Source organism: Vibrio crassostreae (assembly GCF_024347415.1).
GTDB classification, from domain to species: Bacteria; Pseudomonadota; Gammaproteobacteria; order Enterobacterales; family Vibrionaceae; genus Vibrio; species Vibrio crassostreae.
On record NZ_AP025479.1, the window covers coordinates 124,862 to 143,128 of the forward strand.

At 43.0% G+C, this 18,267-nt stretch carries 15 protein-coding genes and 5 pseudogenes; 14 read left to right on the top strand and 6 right to left on the bottom strand.

What is annotated here, in order from left to right:
• Nucleotides 1-379 precede the first annotated feature (379 nt).
• From OC193_RS25915 to OC193_RS25945, 7 genes and pseudogenes are all read left to right on the top strand, one after another.
• Complete coding sequence (locus OC193_RS25915; RefSeq protein WP_230682252.1) at nucleotides 380-538, top strand: DUF4113 domain-containing protein; 159 nt, start codon at nucleotides 380-382, stop codon at nucleotides 536-538.
• Between the two features lie 486 nt (nucleotides 539-1,024).
• Nucleotides 1,025-2,071, top strand: a complete 1,047-nt coding sequence (locus OC193_RS25920; RefSeq protein ID WP_048659238.1) for a replication initiation protein — start codon at nucleotides 1,025-1,027, stop codon at nucleotides 2,069-2,071.
• A gap of 250 nt (nucleotides 2,072-2,321) precedes the next feature.
• Complete coding sequence (locus OC193_RS25925) at nucleotides 2,322-2,450, top strand: hypothetical protein (RefSeq protein ID WP_257792843.1); 129 nt, start codon at nucleotides 2,322-2,324, stop codon at nucleotides 2,448-2,450.
• A 262-nt stretch (nucleotides 2,451-2,712) separates the two neighbouring features.
• A complete protein-coding gene (locus OC193_RS25930; RefSeq protein WP_237359345.1) occupies nucleotides 2,713-3,144 on the top strand; it encodes a helix-turn-helix domain-containing protein in 432 nt (143 codons plus the stop codon).
• Between the two features lie 129 nt (nucleotides 3,145-3,273).
• On the top strand, nucleotides 3,274-3,564 hold the full coding sequence (locus OC193_RS25935) for a hypothetical protein (RefSeq protein ID WP_048659239.1): 291 nt from the start codon (nucleotides 3,274-3,276) through the stop codon (nucleotides 3,562-3,564).
• An 11-nt stretch (nucleotides 3,565-3,575) separates the two neighbouring features.
• A pseudogene (locus OC193_RS25940) lies at nucleotides 3,576-4,226 on the top strand (ATP-binding protein).
• Nucleotides 4,227-4,311: 85 nt separating this feature from the next.
• Nucleotides 4,312-5,328: pseudogene (locus OC193_RS25945) on the top strand (IS630 family transposase).
• 351 nt (nucleotides 5,329-5,679) lie between these two features.
• Here the strand turns inward: OC193_RS25945 and OC193_RS25950 are convergent.
• The gene (locus tag OC193_RS25950) at nucleotides 5,680-6,633 is read right to left on the bottom strand and encodes a ParB family protein (RefSeq protein ID WP_048659241.1); all 954 of its coding nucleotides are present in this window, start codon (nucleotides 6,631-6,633) and stop codon (nucleotides 5,680-5,682) included.
• 1 nt (nucleotide 6,634) lies between these two features.
• On the bottom strand, nucleotides 6,635-7,882 hold the full coding sequence (locus tag OC193_RS25955; protein WP_048659242.1) for a ParA family protein: 1,248 nt from the start codon (nucleotides 7,880-7,882) through the stop codon (nucleotides 6,635-6,637).
• A gap of 665 nt (nucleotides 7,883-8,547) precedes the next feature.
• Here OC193_RS25955 and OC193_RS25960 point away from each other — a divergent pair.
• The 5 genes from OC193_RS25960 to OC193_RS25975 all read left to right on the top strand — a co-directional run bounded on the left by OC193_RS25960 (nucleotide 8,548) and on the right by OC193_RS25975 (nucleotide 11,362).
• Nucleotides 8,548-8,667: a DUF2913 family protein gene (locus tag OC193_RS25960; RefSeq protein ID WP_123297271.1), complete on the top strand. Its 120-nt coding sequence runs from the start codon at nucleotides 8,548-8,550 to the stop codon at nucleotides 8,665-8,667.
• Nucleotides 8,668-9,055: 388 nt separating this feature from the next.
• Nucleotides 9,056-9,163, top strand: coding sequence for a hypothetical protein (locus OC193_RS26135; RefSeq protein ID WP_372450061.1), 108 nt, complete (start codon nucleotides 9,056-9,058; stop codon nucleotides 9,161-9,163).
• A gap of 511 nt (nucleotides 9,164-9,674) precedes the next feature.
• Entirely contained in the window at nucleotides 9,675-10,184 is a 510-nt protein-coding gene (locus tag OC193_RS25965; protein WP_048659243.1) for a hypothetical protein, read from the top strand.
• Between the two features lie 791 nt (nucleotides 10,185-10,975).
• Complete coding sequence (locus tag OC193_RS25970; protein ID WP_230682251.1) at nucleotides 10,976-11,191, top strand: hypothetical protein; 216 nt, start codon at nucleotides 10,976-10,978, stop codon at nucleotides 11,189-11,191.
• Nucleotides 11,192-11,362 (top strand): JAB domain-containing protein, encoded by a 171-nt coding sequence (locus tag OC193_RS25975; protein ID WP_243701230.1) that lies wholly within the window; start codon nucleotides 11,192-11,194, stop codon nucleotides 11,360-11,362.
• Between the two features lie 243 nt (nucleotides 11,363-11,605).
• Here OC193_RS25975 and OC193_RS25980 read toward each other — a convergent pair.
• Nucleotides 11,606-12,977: pseudogene (locus OC193_RS25980) on the bottom strand (IS4 family transposase).
• Nucleotides 12,978-13,622: 645 nt separating this feature from the next.
• On the opposite strand from OC193_RS25980, the gene ltrA reads away from it, so the two are divergent.
• Together ltrA and OC193_RS25990 are read left to right on the top strand one after the other, a co-directional pair.
• Nucleotides 13,623-15,158: a group II intron reverse transcriptase/maturase gene (gene ltrA, locus OC193_RS25985; RefSeq protein WP_165901751.1), complete on the top strand. Its 1,536-nt coding sequence runs from the start codon at nucleotides 13,623-13,625 to the stop codon at nucleotides 15,156-15,158.
• A 51-nt stretch (nucleotides 15,159-15,209) separates the two neighbouring features.
• Nucleotides 15,210-15,347, top strand: a pseudogene (locus tag OC193_RS25990) (JAB domain-containing protein); the annotation flags it as partial.
• A 119-nt stretch (nucleotides 15,348-15,466) separates the two neighbouring features.
• Here OC193_RS25990 and OC193_RS25995 read toward each other — a convergent pair.
• From OC193_RS25995 to tnpB, 3 genes and pseudogenes are all read right to left on the bottom strand, one after another.
• Nucleotides 15,467-16,084: pseudogene (locus OC193_RS25995) on the bottom strand (IS6 family transposase).
• A gap of 342 nt (nucleotides 16,085-16,426) precedes the next feature.
• A complete protein-coding gene (tnpC, locus tag OC193_RS26000) occupies nucleotides 16,427-17,956 on the bottom strand; it encodes an IS66 family transposase (RefSeq protein ID WP_048659125.1) in 1,530 nt (509 codons plus the stop codon).
• A gap of 59 nt (nucleotides 17,957-18,015) precedes the next feature.
• On the bottom strand, nucleotides 18,016-18,258 hold the full coding sequence (gene tnpB / locus OC193_RS26005; RefSeq protein WP_132714720.1) for an IS66 family insertion sequence element accessory protein TnpB: 243 nt from the start codon (nucleotides 18,256-18,258) through the stop codon (nucleotides 18,016-18,018).
• Between the last annotated feature and the right edge of the window lie 9 nt (nucleotides 18,259-18,267).

Genomic DNA, 18,267 nt, shown 5'->3' on the forward strand with positions numbered 1-18,267 from the left:
AGCATCTTCAACGATCACGGGGATAGAAGCTCGTTAACCGTAGTATAAAAATAGATAAAAAATTGCTAGGAGTATGTATTATCAATTCTGAAGAGAAATTATTGCATTATTTAGCCTTCCATGTGGTGATAGTGGCTAAGAAAGCTCGTGTTTTATACTCATAATAGTTCCCTTTTTGATGATGTGCCTCAGAGTTTTAAAGAGACGTGTACTTTTGAGTCTTCAACGAATGATATGACTAAACTTACAGCAGCAGTGTTTAAAATGGCTGAACGATTATACCGCTTCGGTGTGATAGGGGTAGGGGCTCTGAGTTATGGGCTTGTGTTTGATCCAACGTCAGATTGACTTGTTCTCTGAACCCAATAATCTCGCATTGATGCAAACATTAGACGCCCTTAATACCAAGTTCGGCCGTTCTGCCATTTTTTTCGGTGCAAGAGGGACTACTCAGAAGTGGCAGATGAATCGTAACTCTCTGTGGGATCAGTACTTACGGAGATTGGAAGTTTATGATAAGAAATTCGAAAAGTATTGAGCAATAAACGTTAGATTAGTTTTGTAACATTCTTTATTTTATGTGGATAAGTAGTTCTTTTATTTAATAAATTGAGTTTATCCACATTATCCACAATCTTTATAACAGTATATAACATATATATGATCTATAAATTATATAAGATCTATAGGTGATAAAAAACACTTTAAAATCATAATGATATTGAGGTTTCGGTAACATATTATTAGTGTTATTGATCTTATAGTTAGTCTTGTTGATCTTTGAATTAGTCTACCGGTAACAATAAATTAGTGTTATTGATCGAATTTTTAGTGTGAGGGTTACATTTTTTTAGTGTCTAAACAGACTTTATCCCATAAATCTTGATATTGAGTATTTCATTTTAGTATTTCTATTAAGGTTACAGGAATTTAGTCTAATATTGTAATTTACGCTCTTGAGGTTACTGAAATTTAGTATTATCCTTGTACTACACTAATAATCTGTTACCTGAAACTAATTACTATGACTGACCATCGACAGTTGATCACAACTGAAGACTACCGTGAATTGCCTAATGACTTTTTTAAGAAAAGTCATGCTTTAGTTTTTAGCCAGTTGGGACTGACGGCGAGAGAGCATGATACATTTGCACTCTTCCTCTCTCGACTACACGAAGACCATTGGGTTGCGTATCAGGAAGGTCGACATGTATACGCACCTGAATATACATTTCAATCTGAAGTGTTAAAGGAGTGGTTTGGTCTTTCAGCAAAGCAGCTTTATCCAACATTAAAGCCTATGGCTAAAAGGCTCTCATCGCGCAAAGTAGGCTTAATGAACGATGCTGATCAAGAATTTGATTTTATGCCTCTTTTTAGTCGAGTTGCGTATAAAAAAGGGGCGCTAATTATGGTGCCTAACGCTGAATTGATGGATGCATATCTTGCTCAGTCAGCTGGCCACGCTCAAATTAACCATTTATCTTTTCGTAGTTTGAAATCAGAACATTCTAAGCGTCTTTACACAATTTTATCTCGTTTTAAAAAGCCTGGAATGAAGTTGCATGAGCAATCCATAGCGCAATTACATGGTTTATTCGGTCTTTTAGATGAGCAAGGGAAGTTAACCAAATCCAGTTATACCAACAACAAGGTCTTCATGGAACGATGTATTCGTAAGCCAATAGAAGAGCTTGCTTCTAACGAGGAAGTGAGAAAAGAGCTAGGATTTTTGGTTGATGAAGAGTCTGGATCGTATGGCTATAAAGCTCGTTATCGAGGAAAGAGTATTGTTGCGCTTGAGTTCCTTTTCCAATGGAAGCAAAAAAGTGACAATAAAGGCGAGGCATTGGAAAGAGCAAAGTTAGCTGAAGAGCTAGCACCAGATAACCCCATGTTAAAACTCGCAAAAGAAGCCTTTAATATTGTACTTTCATACCCTGTCAATGGTGAGTTAAGTAAACACCATAAACTCGCCATTGAAAGTGTGAGGATGGGTATTATCGTAATGCCTGCAGACATGCAGTTTGATTCTATTTTTTATCACAGGTTAGAGTTAATGGAATTATGATTTTCTGGTAACAGATTTTTAGTGTTTTGTGGATAACACTAAAAATCTGTTACCTTCAGTGATACTGATCTCAAGTTTTATGTTCATCAACTTTGTTATGACGTCTAAGGTAATCTACCAAGGAGTATTCATGACAACCTACGCCTCCTCTCGCATCTCTTCGGATACTCAAAATCAAAAGAACGGAAGTCTCGATGTCGCTAATCAAATGATATCACCGTAAATTGGGTCGTTTATTGCGAAACAAACTATGAGTATCGATGGCACCAGACAAATCACAATCAATGCTAAGGTTGCAGAAATTGAATTTTCCATTATTTCAGAAGCTTTTGATGCTGGGTGTAAGATGGAAAGCATTGATGATCGACTAAAAGTATAAATAGTGGGTTATTGCCTATAGGGTTAAGCCTCTTGATGTTTCAGAAAGTATTTTTAGTGATTATATTCGTTTAAAGCCAAAATAAGCGTAGATAATGAAAATAGATTGGAGAGCAGATAGATTGGTATGTGTATAAATGTATATACCCGTGATCATTGAAGATGCTTGATTTTCAATAAAATCAGGATCATTGTCAGCGCCGATGTAAAAATGACTCACCTGAGGCAAACTATCCGTTCGTAAATGGACAAAGCGGCGGATTATGAACAATCAGGAGCAACTAGTGGAAATACACGTTTTACATCAGCAAGGGTACAGCATCCGCCGTATCGCCAAGGACTTGGGGATCTCAAGGAATACCGTGCGTACTTATCTCCGCGATAAAAGCAAAGCACCCATGTATCCCGAGCGTCAATTTCGACCAACTAAACTTCAGCCATACCATGACTATTTACGTACTCGCATTGACGCAGAAAAACCGTATTGGATACTAGCAACCGTCTTACTTCGTGAATTAAGATCGCTCGGCTATGAAGGTGGGATAACGATGCTCAAGGAGCACATCAAACAATACAACCCCAGCACGCCTGTCGACCCTGTGGTTCGATTCGAGACACAGCCTGGTGAACAAATGCAAGTCGACTTCACGACCATCACGCATTACGGTGTACGTGTTAAAGCCTTCGTTGTATAGAGCAGATCGACCTTCGTTCGCTTTTGTGAGCGAGAGCGTCAAGAAGACTGGGTTGAAGGTCTTGAAGAAGCGTTTGAATACTTCGGGGGCGTACCCAAAGAAGTTCTCTTCGATAATGCGAAAGCCATCATGAGAGAGCGAGATACTTACGGTGAAGGCGAACACCGATGGAATCCTATGCTGCTCACTGCCGTCAAGAAATACAACTTCAAACCAAGAGCTTGCCGTCCTTATCGAGCAAAGACCAAGGGGAAAGTAGAGCGATTTAACTTTTACTTGAAAAGTAGCTTAGTCACTCCGCTTGCTGCGACACTCAAACAACATGGACTTAAAGTCACCGTCGATGTTCTTAATGGACATATCGGTGCGTGGTTAGAAACCTTCAAATTAATCGTATCGAAGCTGCCTGCGCAACTCTGAAGTTACAAGTTATGGGTCAGGAGTGGCCGAGACTGGCAGAAGTCGCCAACAATCGTGAGTTGAGTCTAGCCGATTACTTAGAGTCACTTCTAAACGCAGAGCTTGAAGCGAGAGCTGAACGCACAAGAGCAGCACTAACTAAGTTCGCCAGCTTCCCTATGGAGAAAACGTTCGATGACTATGACTTCAAGTTCGCAACAGGATCTCCAAGAAAACAGCTTAAGGAGCTAACAGGGTTAGCTTTCATCGAACGAAAGGAAAACGTGGTATTACTTGGCCCAAGTGGCGTTGGTAAAAACCATCTTGCAGTGAACCTTGGTCAAATAGCGGTTCAAAAGGGTTTAAAGACACGTTTCATCACAGCAGCAGACTTAATGCTTCAACTGTCTACAGCGAAAGATCAGGGCAAACTTGAAAGCTACCTGAGACGAAGTGTGCTTGCTCCAAAGCTTCTTATCGTCGATGAAATCGGGTATCTACCGTTCTCTTAATGGTCAAATGCGTTCGCCGACGATACGACACTGACGGCGGCATTACTGGATAGACTTCTTCATCACTCGCACATCGTACAAATTAGCGGAGAAAGCTATCTATTACGAGGAAAGAAGGCGGTTGGAACCATACCAACGGTTCTAGAACATCTATTTGAAAGTAGAACTTAATTACGTGGGTGGGTCAGTTTTACTTCGGCGATAACGTCGATAAGTGGGTCAATTTTAAACTGGCGTTGACATTATGCTATAAACCATGAAAATTACACTGACTCCTCAACAGAAACTACAACTCGAACAAATGTATGGCATAGAGCGTGATAGCCGAGTTTGCGACCGTATTAAGGCTGTTTTGCTGGTTTCTGAAGGCTGGGGTAATACTATGATTTCACAAGCTCTTCGTATTCATGAATCGACCGTTGCACGTCACCTCAGTGACTACGTGCTTTCTGAAAAACTTAAGCCTGAAAATGGCGGAAGCCAAAGCTAGCTTTCTGCTACTCAAACCATGCACCTAATCGAGCATTTGACTGAGAAAACCTATTCTCATACTCATCAAATTGTCGCCTACGTTAAAGAGACATTTGGACTTGCTTACACGGTTTCTGGTATGAACAAATAGCTTCACCACAATGGTTTTAGCTACAAGCAGCCGAAAGGTGTTCCACACAAGTTTGATGAAGCAAAACAGCTAGCATTCATAGAGGCTTATGAAGCTCTAAAGGCAAGCTGTAGCAAGGATGAATCGATATTCTTACCCAACATTATCAACAAAAATATCTCATGGCTGGATACGTACTGGTCAAGATAAAGTGATTGAAACAACGGGCAATCGTAGCCGATTGAACATTATTGGCGCACTGAACCTGTCGGATATCGGGGCTACTATTGTTCATGATTATGAGAGCATTAACAGTGAAACGATTGTTCGCTTTTTCTTTAAGTTAAGAGAGAGTTATCCGTTAACTCATAAGCTTCATATTATCTTAGATGGTGCGGGATATCACCGCAGTGACTTAGTCAGAGATGCGGCGTTTGTCCTTAATATTGAATTGCATTATCTTCCACCTTATAGCCCAAACCTCAACCCAATAGAGCGGCTATGGAAAGTAATGAATGAGAAGTCGAGGAACAACGTTTACTTCAAAAGAAAACGGGACTTCAAGGCAGCAATAGACCAATTTTTTGCAGTGACTCTTCCAGAGAACGCAGGCTCTTTGACATCTCGAATTAATGATAATTTTCAGGTACTCAGCCTGTATCTTCAAGTTAATTCGGTATAGATGTGTGAATTTTCACAACTACAATAAAAACGTGCGGTAAGGCATCCAAGCTAGCTATTATCTGCCTTGCCCTAACTCCCCTCTCCCGCCTTACGCAGCGCGTAAGGCTTTGAAACTGGCGGTTGAATGCTGTTACATCATCGGTGGGATGAACATTGTCATTCGTTGGGTATTGACGCTGCTGCGGTCGTGTCGTAGTTGCATATTTCGGCTTTTTAAATGCATTCAAACAACTCCGAGTATTAACTATCACTCTAAGTAATGTAGTTGTTCGTCGTTCATAGGGCAAAACAACCCCCATTGTCCCCATTAAAAACCCCGCTCATTGGCGGGGTTGTGATTCACTTATTTTGAACTTTTTCAGAAATAAACTGAATGATCTCGTCATACACATCAACGGGTAATCGACTCAATTCAATCTTAAGCCCCCGCCTATCACTGCTGTGAGAGACCTTTGCATACTTGTTCTTGTCATCGAACAGCGCTAATGGTTTTGTCTCCCAGATTACTTTATATTTACCCTTTAAAAGCTTCGCCTCTATTTGAGCAAGAATTTGCTTTTGTTTGTCTTCTACAGAAACTAAATCATCTACATCCACCTTAAGTGAACTGATGAAGGTGGATGTATTAGTACCTTCTTTATCTAACTGCTTTTCCACTTTAGCCAACTTAGCGTAGTAACCATTTGGGATCCCTTCGCAATCAGGAAATACCTCAATCAAACGCTGATCAACTGATGCTGCAGCAAAACGCTTACGACAAGTTTCACGTCCAATATTAAGATATTCAGCTAGTTCATCAATCTTCGTAAATCCTTGTGCTTGCATCACGCTTTTGTAATCAGCCCCCAATTCTCGGTAAGACAAGCGCTTTACCGATTGAGTAGTTTGAATGTAAGCGACCAAATCAGCTTGGTCGATATCCCCTTCAATCACCCATAGAGGCAAATCTTTTTTAGCATGGATACAAGTGAAACGGCGACGAGAGCTATCAAGTAACTGGTAAGTACCCTGCTCGTCTTTGGTCGCGACACCTTCAGTATGTACGCCCTCTTCCTGAATGCTTGGCAATATATCACGCACAGCATCAAGCGTAAGCGATTCTTGGCGACGTGGGTTTAAAGGGTGAATCGCAGTTCTAACTTCAAGTTCATCTGCTTTAACCACAACTCTTTCTGCTGTGGCTGTTTTACCGCTAGCAAACGTGAATGTTTTTTTAGAGGTTTCAGCTTTAGCTCGTTTTCCTAATTGATTACCTTGGTTAAAGCCGGTGCGCTTATCTTGAGGTCTTAACATGTTATAGCCCTTTCGTTGCTAGCTGCTTAATTTCAGTGATGAATTGGTGGTACACGGCATTCACCGATGTCATGGCTAAATCAAATTGTTTACCACTACAAATCTGCTCTGACTTTCGAATGTCCAGTACTGTTCGGTTACTTTCCGCAGCTGCAACAAACGCTTCAGAGTGACGGATCGCTGTTGATAATAAATGCCCTTGTGCCGCACGCAGTAATTTATCAAATACTTTAACTTCATGTGCGCTCTTTTCATCGAAGTTCACTGGAAGCAATTTAGCCCACTTTAAATTTTTGCCTTGTGATGGCAACGCTCTAAATGTGCCTGGCATTGTGGCCATGTAGTTACTCGTTGAGGCAAAATCAAACTCTCGTGGTGTGACTGGAATCAAGACCGCATCAGCGGCCTCATTCACTGCCCAAAGAATAGGAGAGTTTTGTGGGGGCGTATCGATGAAGATTAAGTCGTATTCTTCTTTTAGGATGGGTAAAATTTTTTCACGCAACACACTCAGCAAATTCCGTTGGCCTATTTCATCTTGCCCCCAGTAAGAATCGACAAAGCGTTCGTCTGATGGGAAGGCAGGAATCACATCTAAGTTCGGGAGGTGAGTCTTAAACGGAATTGCTTTAACTAACTCGTCATAACAGTAGTCATTAAGGTATTGAGAAAAATCACCTTCGGGCTCTTGGCCTGCTAGCGCGATATCAACAGCCGTCATGTAGACTGATTCATCGTCGGCTTGATGAATCAGGTTTTGGCCTGTTGAGCCTTGGGGATCTAAATCTATCACTAGGCAGCGTGCATTAAGATTAAGATCAAGCGCAGCAGCAGTCGCTAGTGTCACTGTCGTGGTGGATTTGCCAGTGCCCCCTTTATGGTTTTCCACTACAACGGTTGTCGGTTCGAAGCGCTGGTTGTACTTAGGAAAGTTCATGAACTCCATCATATTGGCGACATCGAAGCGATTATATAGATGAGTGCGTCCTTGGATAATGGGAGAGCCAACGACGCCCTGCTCTGTCGCTTCATCTATTCTAGAATTGAAGGTAACACGAGATAAGCCAAACAGTTCTTGAAGCTCTTTCTTCTTCAAGGAGTGATTATAGATAAGCCTATCTACACTCCCCTCAATTTCTGTATCCGTTACTTTGATCTGCATACGCTCTTTGATAACGGCTTTCAGATCTGATTGCTCTTGCTGCATACGTTCACAAACAAGTTCTAATGAATTTATGATGGTGGTCATTGGGTGCCCTTAATGCCTTAATCTTATGTAACCAATATAAAGCACTATAGATAGGAATTAAACCTTTAATGAATATTTATAATTAAAAATGGTTTAAATTTAATGGATTTCTAAATGGGGACAATGGGGGTTGTTTTCAAAAAATACTTATCAAATCACCCTGAAGTTTCTAATAACAGCAGGTTTAATAGTGGTGGTGCACGATGCTTAATCTGGGGTCAAAAAGTACGTATATGGGATAATACTAGACGTAATTTAAAAAGAGCGATCTGCGTATCGGCGTGGAACTTTTATGCAGGGCCGCTTTTAATAGCGGTCTACCAGTAATAGTCGGTATTCTATTTACGGCTGAATTCGAAGAATTCTTCAAAATAATTAATAAACTTAAAAAACGAGATTAACCTTGTTATCCTTTGCGTGTTCAAGTCACGCCTTAATCGTTAATTATCTTTGGGTTGAGGCGCGGTTGTATCACCTTTTACTACATTGAGCCCGGGCTATTTGGGCGTTCTTCCACCGAATTATAAGAGTTAGCGACCATTCATGAGCCTTAACTTAAAATACTGTCAAGCAATAGACTAAACCATTTCAAACGCCCTACTTTCTCTTTACTCTTCAATTGACCAAAGCCAAACCTATTGGCCTGTAAAAAAATAAATGAGTTTTTGGTACAGTTCATAAAGCCAAAGATAAAACAGCCTCAGTATTCTAAATGTAAGAAAGAGCTGAAGACCATGATGAGTATTGGCAGGAATACCAAGGGCAACTTAGAGCAAAAGTTATAGCAAATGAACGAAATCAACCTCAGTTATAAAGCCCAATTCACTCATTCGGATGAGCTCTACATCATGTTAACTGATCTCTTTGAGCAGCATCGGTTTGCCTCAATGTTAGAAAATGAAACCTTTGTCTATGAAGGTTAAAACTCATCGATTAAATAGGTTGATTGATAAAGTCCAAGGTATGGGGGCCTATCGAGTTGAAGTGGATCATATTGATGACCATGATGTGATTCATCTGCACCTGCACAGGACTAAAAAGTAAATGCTAATCGACCAGTCAAAAGTTCGAGAATGTATTGCTGCCCTATTGTTGGATTCTGTCAATCCTAATAGGAATCCTGATATGAGTGTGGTGATGAAAACGGTAGAGTGGGTGCTGTTGGATGAGTGCATGATTCATTCCCGAGGAAACTATACTTATGCTGCAAAGGTATTGGGACTCGATCGTGGCACAGTAAAAAGGAGGTATGAACGCTTTCTCAAAGAGAAGTCGAGATGAATTTTATAAGGATATAGGAACATAGGGCCTGGATTATTTATTTGGTAGTTATCACTTGATTTTTATCATTCGAGCTTTGTTTTTTCTCTAAGAGAGTGGTTTTGTTGTTGATGCTTCTGCGCTGGGGCATTCTCGCTCCGCTCGGTTAATCCCGTCGCTTCGCTCCTCTCTCTATATATTGAGTCACTTTATCGAGCACGCACGATGTGCTTCTACGTTCCTGAGAACAATCACCCAACGCGCTTCTCTCTCTTCGTTCGATGCGTCTCGTCGTCTCTCCTCGTTGATTTCTCTGTCTTTGAATAAGTTCGAATAAGGGCTTGTTTTCTTGTGCGCCGATTTATTTCACTCGCCTCATTTTCGGGCTCGCAGGCTGTTAACCGTCTCTCCCCACAACCTGTTTTTCAAGGGAGGCTTCGCCGCTGCGCGCCCTTGCAAAGCAGAACGATGTTGAGAGAGCGGACAGCCAAGCGGCTCCGAAAAGTGATACTCAAACAGAAAGGAAACTCTCATGGCGCAACAAAACTCAACCCCAACTCTCTCTAATTCAAATTCATCGACCAGCGTTTCGCCGCTGGGGCACGAAAGCTCACCAAAAAATGATATCTCTAGTCCTTTGGCAGTATTGAAGTTGCGCTATCAAGTCAAAAAGTGTCGTGATGAGGTGAAAAGAAAGTCTGATTTTGTTTCCAAAATCCAGCGTTTGAAAATGTTCAGTCGTCGTCAGTCGCCAGAGCAACTGGCTGATATCGCCGCGTTAAAAGACCAAGGGTTCGTTGACGCTATCAAGCAGCAGTTTCCGCAATTGGTGTCGCGTCGTTTTGCTTTCCATGAAATCCGTGACTTTTTCATCGAACTAAATGGCGCTGGCTTTGGTGAATGGTTTCTTCACGAGCGAGTGGATCACATCATTATGTACACCACTTACGGGTCTGTGTTTCCAGCGTTGCGCTTTGTGACAACGGGGGAGGGAACGTTTAAGTGCTCAGGATTTTGTTTCGATGTGCGTTTTGGCGCTTAGGGGGTCACATGACAGTTCGTTCTACGGTATCCGCTGTGGGTGAATTCAACCGACTTTTACTCCACCGTAAAGGCCGTCAAGGTTCATGAGATTTTGGTGAATGAGTTTGGGTATACCGACTCTTTAATACTAGAGGAAGGCAACCGAGGGAAGGGGGTGAGTATCAGTGTGTGATAACACTACCACCATTAAGCAGATGTGAGAAGACTACGCCTACGCGAAGAAAATGGAAAGGACGATAGAAACCACCTCCGAGTATCGCGAGTCTGCAAAGGCTTTACTCTTTTCTCTGTATGACGACTGAAGTCTGCTTATTGTGTAACGTCACAAACACTCATAAGAGAAGGTCGTTAGTGTGTCTGGATTTTGTTTCGATATTCTAGCCGTTCGCGGCATTCAAACGGGTTATGTTTTTCGACGAGCAACGCCTTGTTCGGTCTTGTCTTAAGTGACCAAGGTTATCGGGTGTGCGTGTTGAGGCCCTTTTATGAAAAATATGATCGCGTCGTCGGAGGGGGAGTCCTTGGTTGAGGGGGATGCGAACATTCGGTGTGTTATCACCCAGTCAAGTAAACCGGGAAAAAGGCTCGTAACGAGCAGGGCGCCCTCTTGGTGGGGAAGGGACCTTTCTAACTGGGCGACGTGCTTTGGGTTGAGGTACTGGCTTAGGCTGTCCTTTTGGCTTGTTGTCGCGACTTCCTTTAAACCGTCCCATTTGAGAGCCCTCGCGCTACAGAACCTGCAACTGGGTACGGACAGTCAGACGCTCACCAAGACCGAAAGGAAATACCATGTCAGCACTTGTTCAATACTCAAATGTTTCGTTATTCACATCAGAAGAAAAGGGCATCCTTGACCAGGCCGCAAGCATTCTCAAATCCAAACTGTTTATTTCAGAACAAACGCCATTAACCTCGCCTGAATTGGTGAAATCGTTCTGCCAAACGTCCTTGGCCGCTTGTGAGTCTGAAGTGTTTGGGATTATCTTCCTCGATAATCAACATTGAGTGTTGCGCACCAAAGAGATGTTCTACGGTACCGTTAATGCCGCTTCGGTCTATCCGCGTGAAGTCGTGAAAGCGTCGCTGGCCACGAACGCGAGTGCGGTTATTCTCTATCATAACCACCCAAGTGGTGCGCCAAGAAGCGCATATGTAAAACGCAATGTAATTGCTTGATTTCAAGGAGTAATCAATGATTAGAAACGCATGCAACTTCCATTAGGCTGGCTGTTGTGTGAAGCCGTTTTGATAATGTGGCTGACATTTCCCCTACGAAATGGAGAGCTGCTAATCAGAGTCTTGCTAAGACTACGAAAGAAATTGATGTTTGACGCCTCGAAGGTTGGACTGTCTGTTATGAAGGTAGGGACAAGACAGAGTCACTGGATCTCCACCTATGACCTGTCTCTTGATCACAAGTTACATCTCAAGAGATTTGGCGAGTAGGTAGCCTTCAAGGATGATTTGCAACTTGAACCATCCTTCCCAGAGCCTTTCCCAGCCAACTCGCCCATTTCGCTTAGAGTCGTGCCAACCAGCAAGCTTTCCAAGATTAATGTACGCCCAGTAGATACTTGGTGCTTGGCGAGGCGGCTTTGTCTTTTCTTGCTTTGACCATAGTAGTTTCCACGCAAGAGGACTTAACAACTTCTCACAGCTTTGCTTCTCAGCTTCTGGTCGATTTAAGCCAACGTATCGTAGTTGGTGCACTCTTACCGCTATGAAAGCCAGTATTACGACCATCTTTTCGAGGTTGTCTTTACTTTGCATACGAAGGTCTTCCACATGAGTTCCTCCCGTCTTCCATGCTTTGTGGAACTCTTCTATCAGCCAACGTTTTTCATAATAATCCAAGATTTGTTCTGCATCTTTCGCATTGAGAATAGGTTCAGATGTCAGTATGTGCCAACATAGTGGCTTGTCGTGGTTTAGCTCTTTGCAACCAACGTAATATAAGGAAATAGGCTCCCCTTCTTTATTAGAAGGTACCTTGAGAGTGACCGGGGCATACTTCACAGGTAGCTTCACGCGCCTTTCGTCCACCACGCTGCTTCACCTCGACGACTCTATTTCCAGCTGACTTTAGAGCACTGCTGAACGTATAAAGAGAGTCTGTACTTTGCTCTATACCTCGGTTATGCGTGGAACGAACAACAAAGCGCTGTTGATGAGTAGTCTTATATGTAAGGTACTCGATGATATCCGCTTCTCGGTCACAAACGGAAATCACATTGTCGAGTACACCACCAAGGCGCTGTGCCATATGCCTTGATGCACGCTCCCATTTGAAGCTTTCTTTCGTCTCATAAGCGCGCGTCTTCCGCTTGGATTTTTGTCCATACTGGTTAATATCTCTTACCCAGCGCTCTTGTTCTATGAGACCAACCACGTGTTTCTCTTGAGGAGCGAACAGCAAGACCGAGTGGACTTGCATCCCTCTAGGGGACTTTGTAGAGCTCGTATGTCCCATCTCATCTCTAACGGTCTGATGAGTAAACTCCAGAGAAGTCGTATCCTCTAAGGCGAGCAGACAAGAATAGGTGCGGGCAGCTTTAGCCGTTGCATTAAATCCAGCCTCAGCAATAGCTTGTGCGTCAATGGCGTCGTTCCGACTAAAGCGGTAAGCTGCTTCAATATCTGCAGCTGATTCAAGAGACTGCACAATAGACTGACCGATATGGTTAGCAAGGGATGCAGTCAGTTTAACGAGTCGCTTGGTTCGCCTTAGGTCCCCCAACTCAGCGTCCGAAAATGTATCTGTTGCCCATTGTTCTGCATTGACTGAAAACATCATACCTACCTTCAACTGTTTATTTATAGTTGAGATCGGAAGTATGCAAAAAGGTTCAAAAAATCCTGCGATGAAAATCGCAGGATTTGTGTATGAAAGACAGACCTATGACGGGGGGAGAAATCTCGCTTGGATAGAGACTGAACGCTCCTACAGAAATAAGAGTTCAAGTCTCCCAGTGACGAGCACGGCGACGAGCCGTGCAAGGGGTACAGTCAGAGTCTAAGGCAAGATGGTGACGTTACATATGTGAACTTGGGAACTTTCTATTGTTATCTTGGCAACAAGATCTGGGAGCCTGAACCTACATGCAATTAGAAAGGGCGGAGCCTTCGTAGTAGTCCGAGGTTAGGAAAGCTAATCACATGGCGAAGGGAGGCAGTTTGACAAAAAGTTTGTAAAAGTGAATTAAGCAGGAGAACAACGGTAATGTTGCTTTCAACGATCGCCAAAAAACAAACACTTGCAAAGAAAGCAACTGAGAATCCAGAGTATAAATTTAATCGTTTATACGATCTTCTTCATTGGGAGACATGGATACATTAGGCTGCTATTAATGTGTTATCTAGGCCAGGAAGTAGGACAGATGGCGTAGATGGTAAAACTCGCGACTACTTTAAACAAACCTATGAAAGATAACTGTCTTTGATCATAGAACAGTTAAAGTCAGGGAATTACCGTCCACTACCTGTAAAGAGGGTCTATATACCAAAGCCGAATGGAACCAAACGTCCTCTCGGTATTCCGGCTTTACGAGATCGTATTGTTCAGGAAGGTATAAGAATGGCACTCGATCCTATATACGAAACGGATTTTCATCCCTATTCCTTTGGGTTTAGGAAAAGTCGATGCACTATGGATGCGATTGCAGTGTTGATGCCCTTAGCTAACTCCATATCAAAACATTTCTATGTTATTGAGGGGGACTTAAAAAGCTACTTCGACACTGTTAATCATCGAATATTACTCGAATTGTTAAAAAAGCGGATAGCAGATAGGAAACTCATCTCTCTGCTCCATCGCTTTCTTCGTGTCGGTGTCATGGAAAAGCAGCTATTTGCTCAAACTCGTGAAGGGGTACCGGAAGGGGGGATCATTTCCCCACTGCTAGCAAATCTATACTTGAACGAATTTGAGCAATGGGCAGCGAAGAAATGGCAGCTATCTCAATCAGAAAGACAAAATACGAGGAAAGCGGGTCGCGGTAATTATACCATGGTTCGCTATGCCGATGATTTTGTTGTCGTATCAAATGATGGGATAGCTGGAGTAAGGCAAGCTAAAGCTGAAATTAAGGAATTTCTGGAGGAAGAGCTAAAACTTACTCTTTCTGAGGAGAAAACTTTAATTACACACGTTAACAAAGGATACGACTTCTTGGGGTTCTATATTAAACGGAACTACTCGGAAGGACGATGGGTGGTACACTTGCGCCCCTCAATGAAAAGTGTGAAGCGTGTGAAAGCTAAGCTTAAAAGTCTTACTACACGAAACCAAACTTTATATGATGAAGTTACGAAGATGAAACAAATAAATCAAGTAGTTAGAGGGTGGTGTGAATATTATAAACATACATCTTTACTCAGTGATTTAGAAGCGATCAGTCGCTATGCGTGGCACAGATACCACAAGTGGTTACTGGCAAAATACAAAGGAAGTAGAAAGGTGCAACTCATCAAGGACAAAACATGCACAATCATGAAACGTCAACGATGGGTAGCGAATACATTCGGTATTCAAGTACATCAATGGCTGCCATCAGCAAAAGAGCTCAATCGTTCTCGTTATTGGAATCGTGGCAGAAATGGATTTGAACATCCCTATCTAGTCACGTCCAGTAACGAAATCCAACCACCACTAGGACTCAAAGGTCCAGAGCCTTCGATATATCTAACAGCACGGATGAGCCGTGAAGATAATAGAGAGTATCCAAAGGACTGGCACTATAGACGACTAAAGGTACTAAAGCGAGATAGCTTTGCATGTGTGATATGCAAAGAACAAAATGACATCCAAGTTCATCACCGTAGAGGCGTTAAATCGTGGGCGGTAAAAGACTTAGTAACATTATGTCGAAAGCATCACATGATGGAACACAAGAAACTGCGAGTTGATGATTGTCAAATGGAGAGCCGGATGCGGGGAAACTCGCACGTCCGGTTCGGAGAGAGGAGTGAGTAAAACCGCCAGCTGTGAAGCTGGTATGGCGTACTTGCCCCTACTCTACGCGACGCCACCCCAAGTCAAGCTGACCGACGCATTACCCGTCAACTGACGGATGCGTTGGCCTTGGTTGATATCCGAGTACTGGACCACTTTGTGGTGTCTTTTGAAGATGTGGTGTCGTTTGCGGAGCGTGGTTGGATATAACGGTTCTGTCGCAAATCTAGTTAGAGGTGTGACAGACCAACCCTACAGATACAGTTATACAGCGAGTGCGTAGAATCGCTCAAAGGCCGTTTGGCTTTCAATATCTATCTGTTCTTGTTTCAACATCGTCCACACTTCTCGTCCATGCAAATTTGCCAAGGCTCCTTCCATTGACTTCCAACCCAGCGCTTGACGTGTTTTCTGCTTCATCCAACGGTGACTCAGTTCAACGATATTGTTCAGATATTTAATGTCTAATATCTCTACCAGTGAGAGCATAAAGTAACCCGTCAACTAGAGTTGAACTTTCATAGAATCAATGGCCGCGTAGTTACTCTTGCTTCCATCTATGACGACTTTGATTGGTAAACCATTTTGTGCAATGGCCTTATTAAGAAAGGCTTTGGCAGCTGCCTCATCACGGTTCGGGCTAAGATAGTAATCGTTCACGTTTCCAAATGTATCGCGGCTCGAGAGTAGTAGACCTACTTACCTTTTACTTTGATGATGTAGGTTTCATCCATTCGCCACGAGTATGATATGGGCTTTTTTCTACGTCGCGTTCTGTGCTCTAACATTGGTGCAAATTTGAGAACCCAACGATTAATAGTGGCGTGCTCTACAACAACTTCACACTCAAGCTGTATCTCTTCAATTTTACGATAACTGAGTTTATAGGCGAGATAATAACTCCTAAGCAGACCAATACAGGTAAGCTTAGGAGGACGTTTTAAAATGGCTCTAACATTTTTTGATCATATTATCGATCATATGTTAAATTGACAAAATTAGGCTGGCTTTTGCGCGGTAGGGGACGACTCTAGCTACAACCGCTCGAAAGTCAGCCTCTTCTATTTCCATACCCTCGATTTCCCTTCTGAAAGTTAATTACAGTTTTCTGCTATATGTTAAACACTTGTGATGCGTTTTTATTTCGACTCGATTTCGCCCTCTAAGTCTCAAAACTAGAGCTTTTTGATTTCAATCTAACTGACCGCTATCAGACTTTCTTTAAAAATTGATCCTGATGCGGGATCTTTTGTTAGGTATGCGCCCCATGAACTCACGGGGCGATGTTGTTAATGTTTGAAGTTCCAAGGTAGGAGCGCATCGATATCAGGCTCAGCTTTCGCGAGCTCTTTCATGCACTTGACTATGTAGTCGTAGAGGATAAGGCCGTTGGCTTTCGCAGTCTCGACGATGCTGTAAAGCATCGCGCTCGCATCAGCACCATTTGGTGTGTTCGAGAAGAGCCAATTTTTTCTGCCAATGACTAGCGGTTTAATTGCGCGTTCAGCACGATTATTATCGATAGATAAATGACCGTCATCGATATAGCGGATAAGTTTCGGCCATTGGCCGAGCGTGTATTTTATCGCCTTGCCCAGCGAGCTAGACGCTAGCACTTGTTGAGTCGTCATCCACTCGTACAGCTCATCCAGTATCGGCTTGGCATGCAGTTGACGTTCTGCTTTTCGTGTTTCGACAGTCGCACCTTTTAAGCGCGATTCTATCCCATAGAGCTTCTGGATTTTGGCTAGCGCTTTATCTGCTTTGCCTGACTTACCTTTACCTTGAAGCTTCTTAGCATCCATGAACTTACGCCGTGCATGTGCCAAGCAACCAACATTGGTTACGTGATGAAGACCATCATAGGCACCATAGCCATCGGTTTGCAGATAACCACTGTAATCCCCCAAGAAGGCAACAGGGCATGCCCTCGCGCGACTGTTTTGATAGTCGTACAAGGCGATATTCTTCACATTAGGCAGTGCAGCGTCGGGCGAGTCTGCGCCCGAGCAGTAGAGCCACATATAACACTGTTTATCTTCTTTGAGGACATTGAGCGGCGTTTCATCCGCCTGAACCACCACTTGTTGGAGTAGATGCTCTTTCAAGGCCGCATACAGCGGTGTGAACTTCTCACTGACTTGGATAACCCACCTTGCCATAGTAGTTCGCGATAGCTCAATACCCGACTGAGTAAACAGCGACTCTTGGCGGTAAAGTGGCATTGCGTATTGATATTTACCAAGGATGATATTGGCCAGCAAGCTTTCTGTCGCGAAGCTTTTAGGGATGATGCTCTGGAGCGCTGGCTTTTGAACGATGTGGCTTTTGTCTTCAGTTTGCTCGCACTGACGACAAGCATACTTAGGACGAACATATTCCAGCACTTTGAGCACGGCTGGTGAGAACTCAAGTTTCTCACTGCGGTCTTCACCGATTTTATGCAGACTATGTTGGCAGCATGCACACTGTTTTTCATGGTCGTCTAAATCGAGTTCGATAACCTCACGAGGCAAAGTCTTTGGAAGTGGCTTGCGTTTACCACGCTTCTTCGTTGTGGTCGTCGTCGTTACCTCAACCTCTTCTTCCTTAGCGGCTTCACATTCCACTTCGTTGAAGAGGTCACCTTGAGATTCATCGTAAGGCTTTAACGCCTCCGAGCGTTTTGCGAACTGGCGGTCGAAAGCAAGTTTGAGTTGCTCAAGCAGAGATTGACGCTCTTGTTTCCATTGGTTTTCTGACGCTATCAGCGCTTTCACCATCGCTTGTAGCTCGGCAATATCTTGGCTTTCTGGGTTGATATCTGGCGTCTTTTTCATGGCATTTATTATACTAAAATCATGCCATTTACGCTTGGTAGATAAGGCTTTACTATCGATTAAGTCATTGTAAAATAGTTTATTTTAACGGGTTTATGGCCGATAATCGTGAAGCCAGAAAGCAGTCTATCAAGCTCGAGTTGAGTCAGGGTAAACACTTCATTTTGCTCTTTTGTAGGCCATTTATACTTGGCTTTTTCAAGGCGTTTATACCAAAGCGCAAAGCCAGTTTTATCCCAGTACAGCACTTTGATTTTGTCGCGCTGTTTATTGGTGAACAGGAACAGTGCGCCGCTTCCCAAGGGTAAATC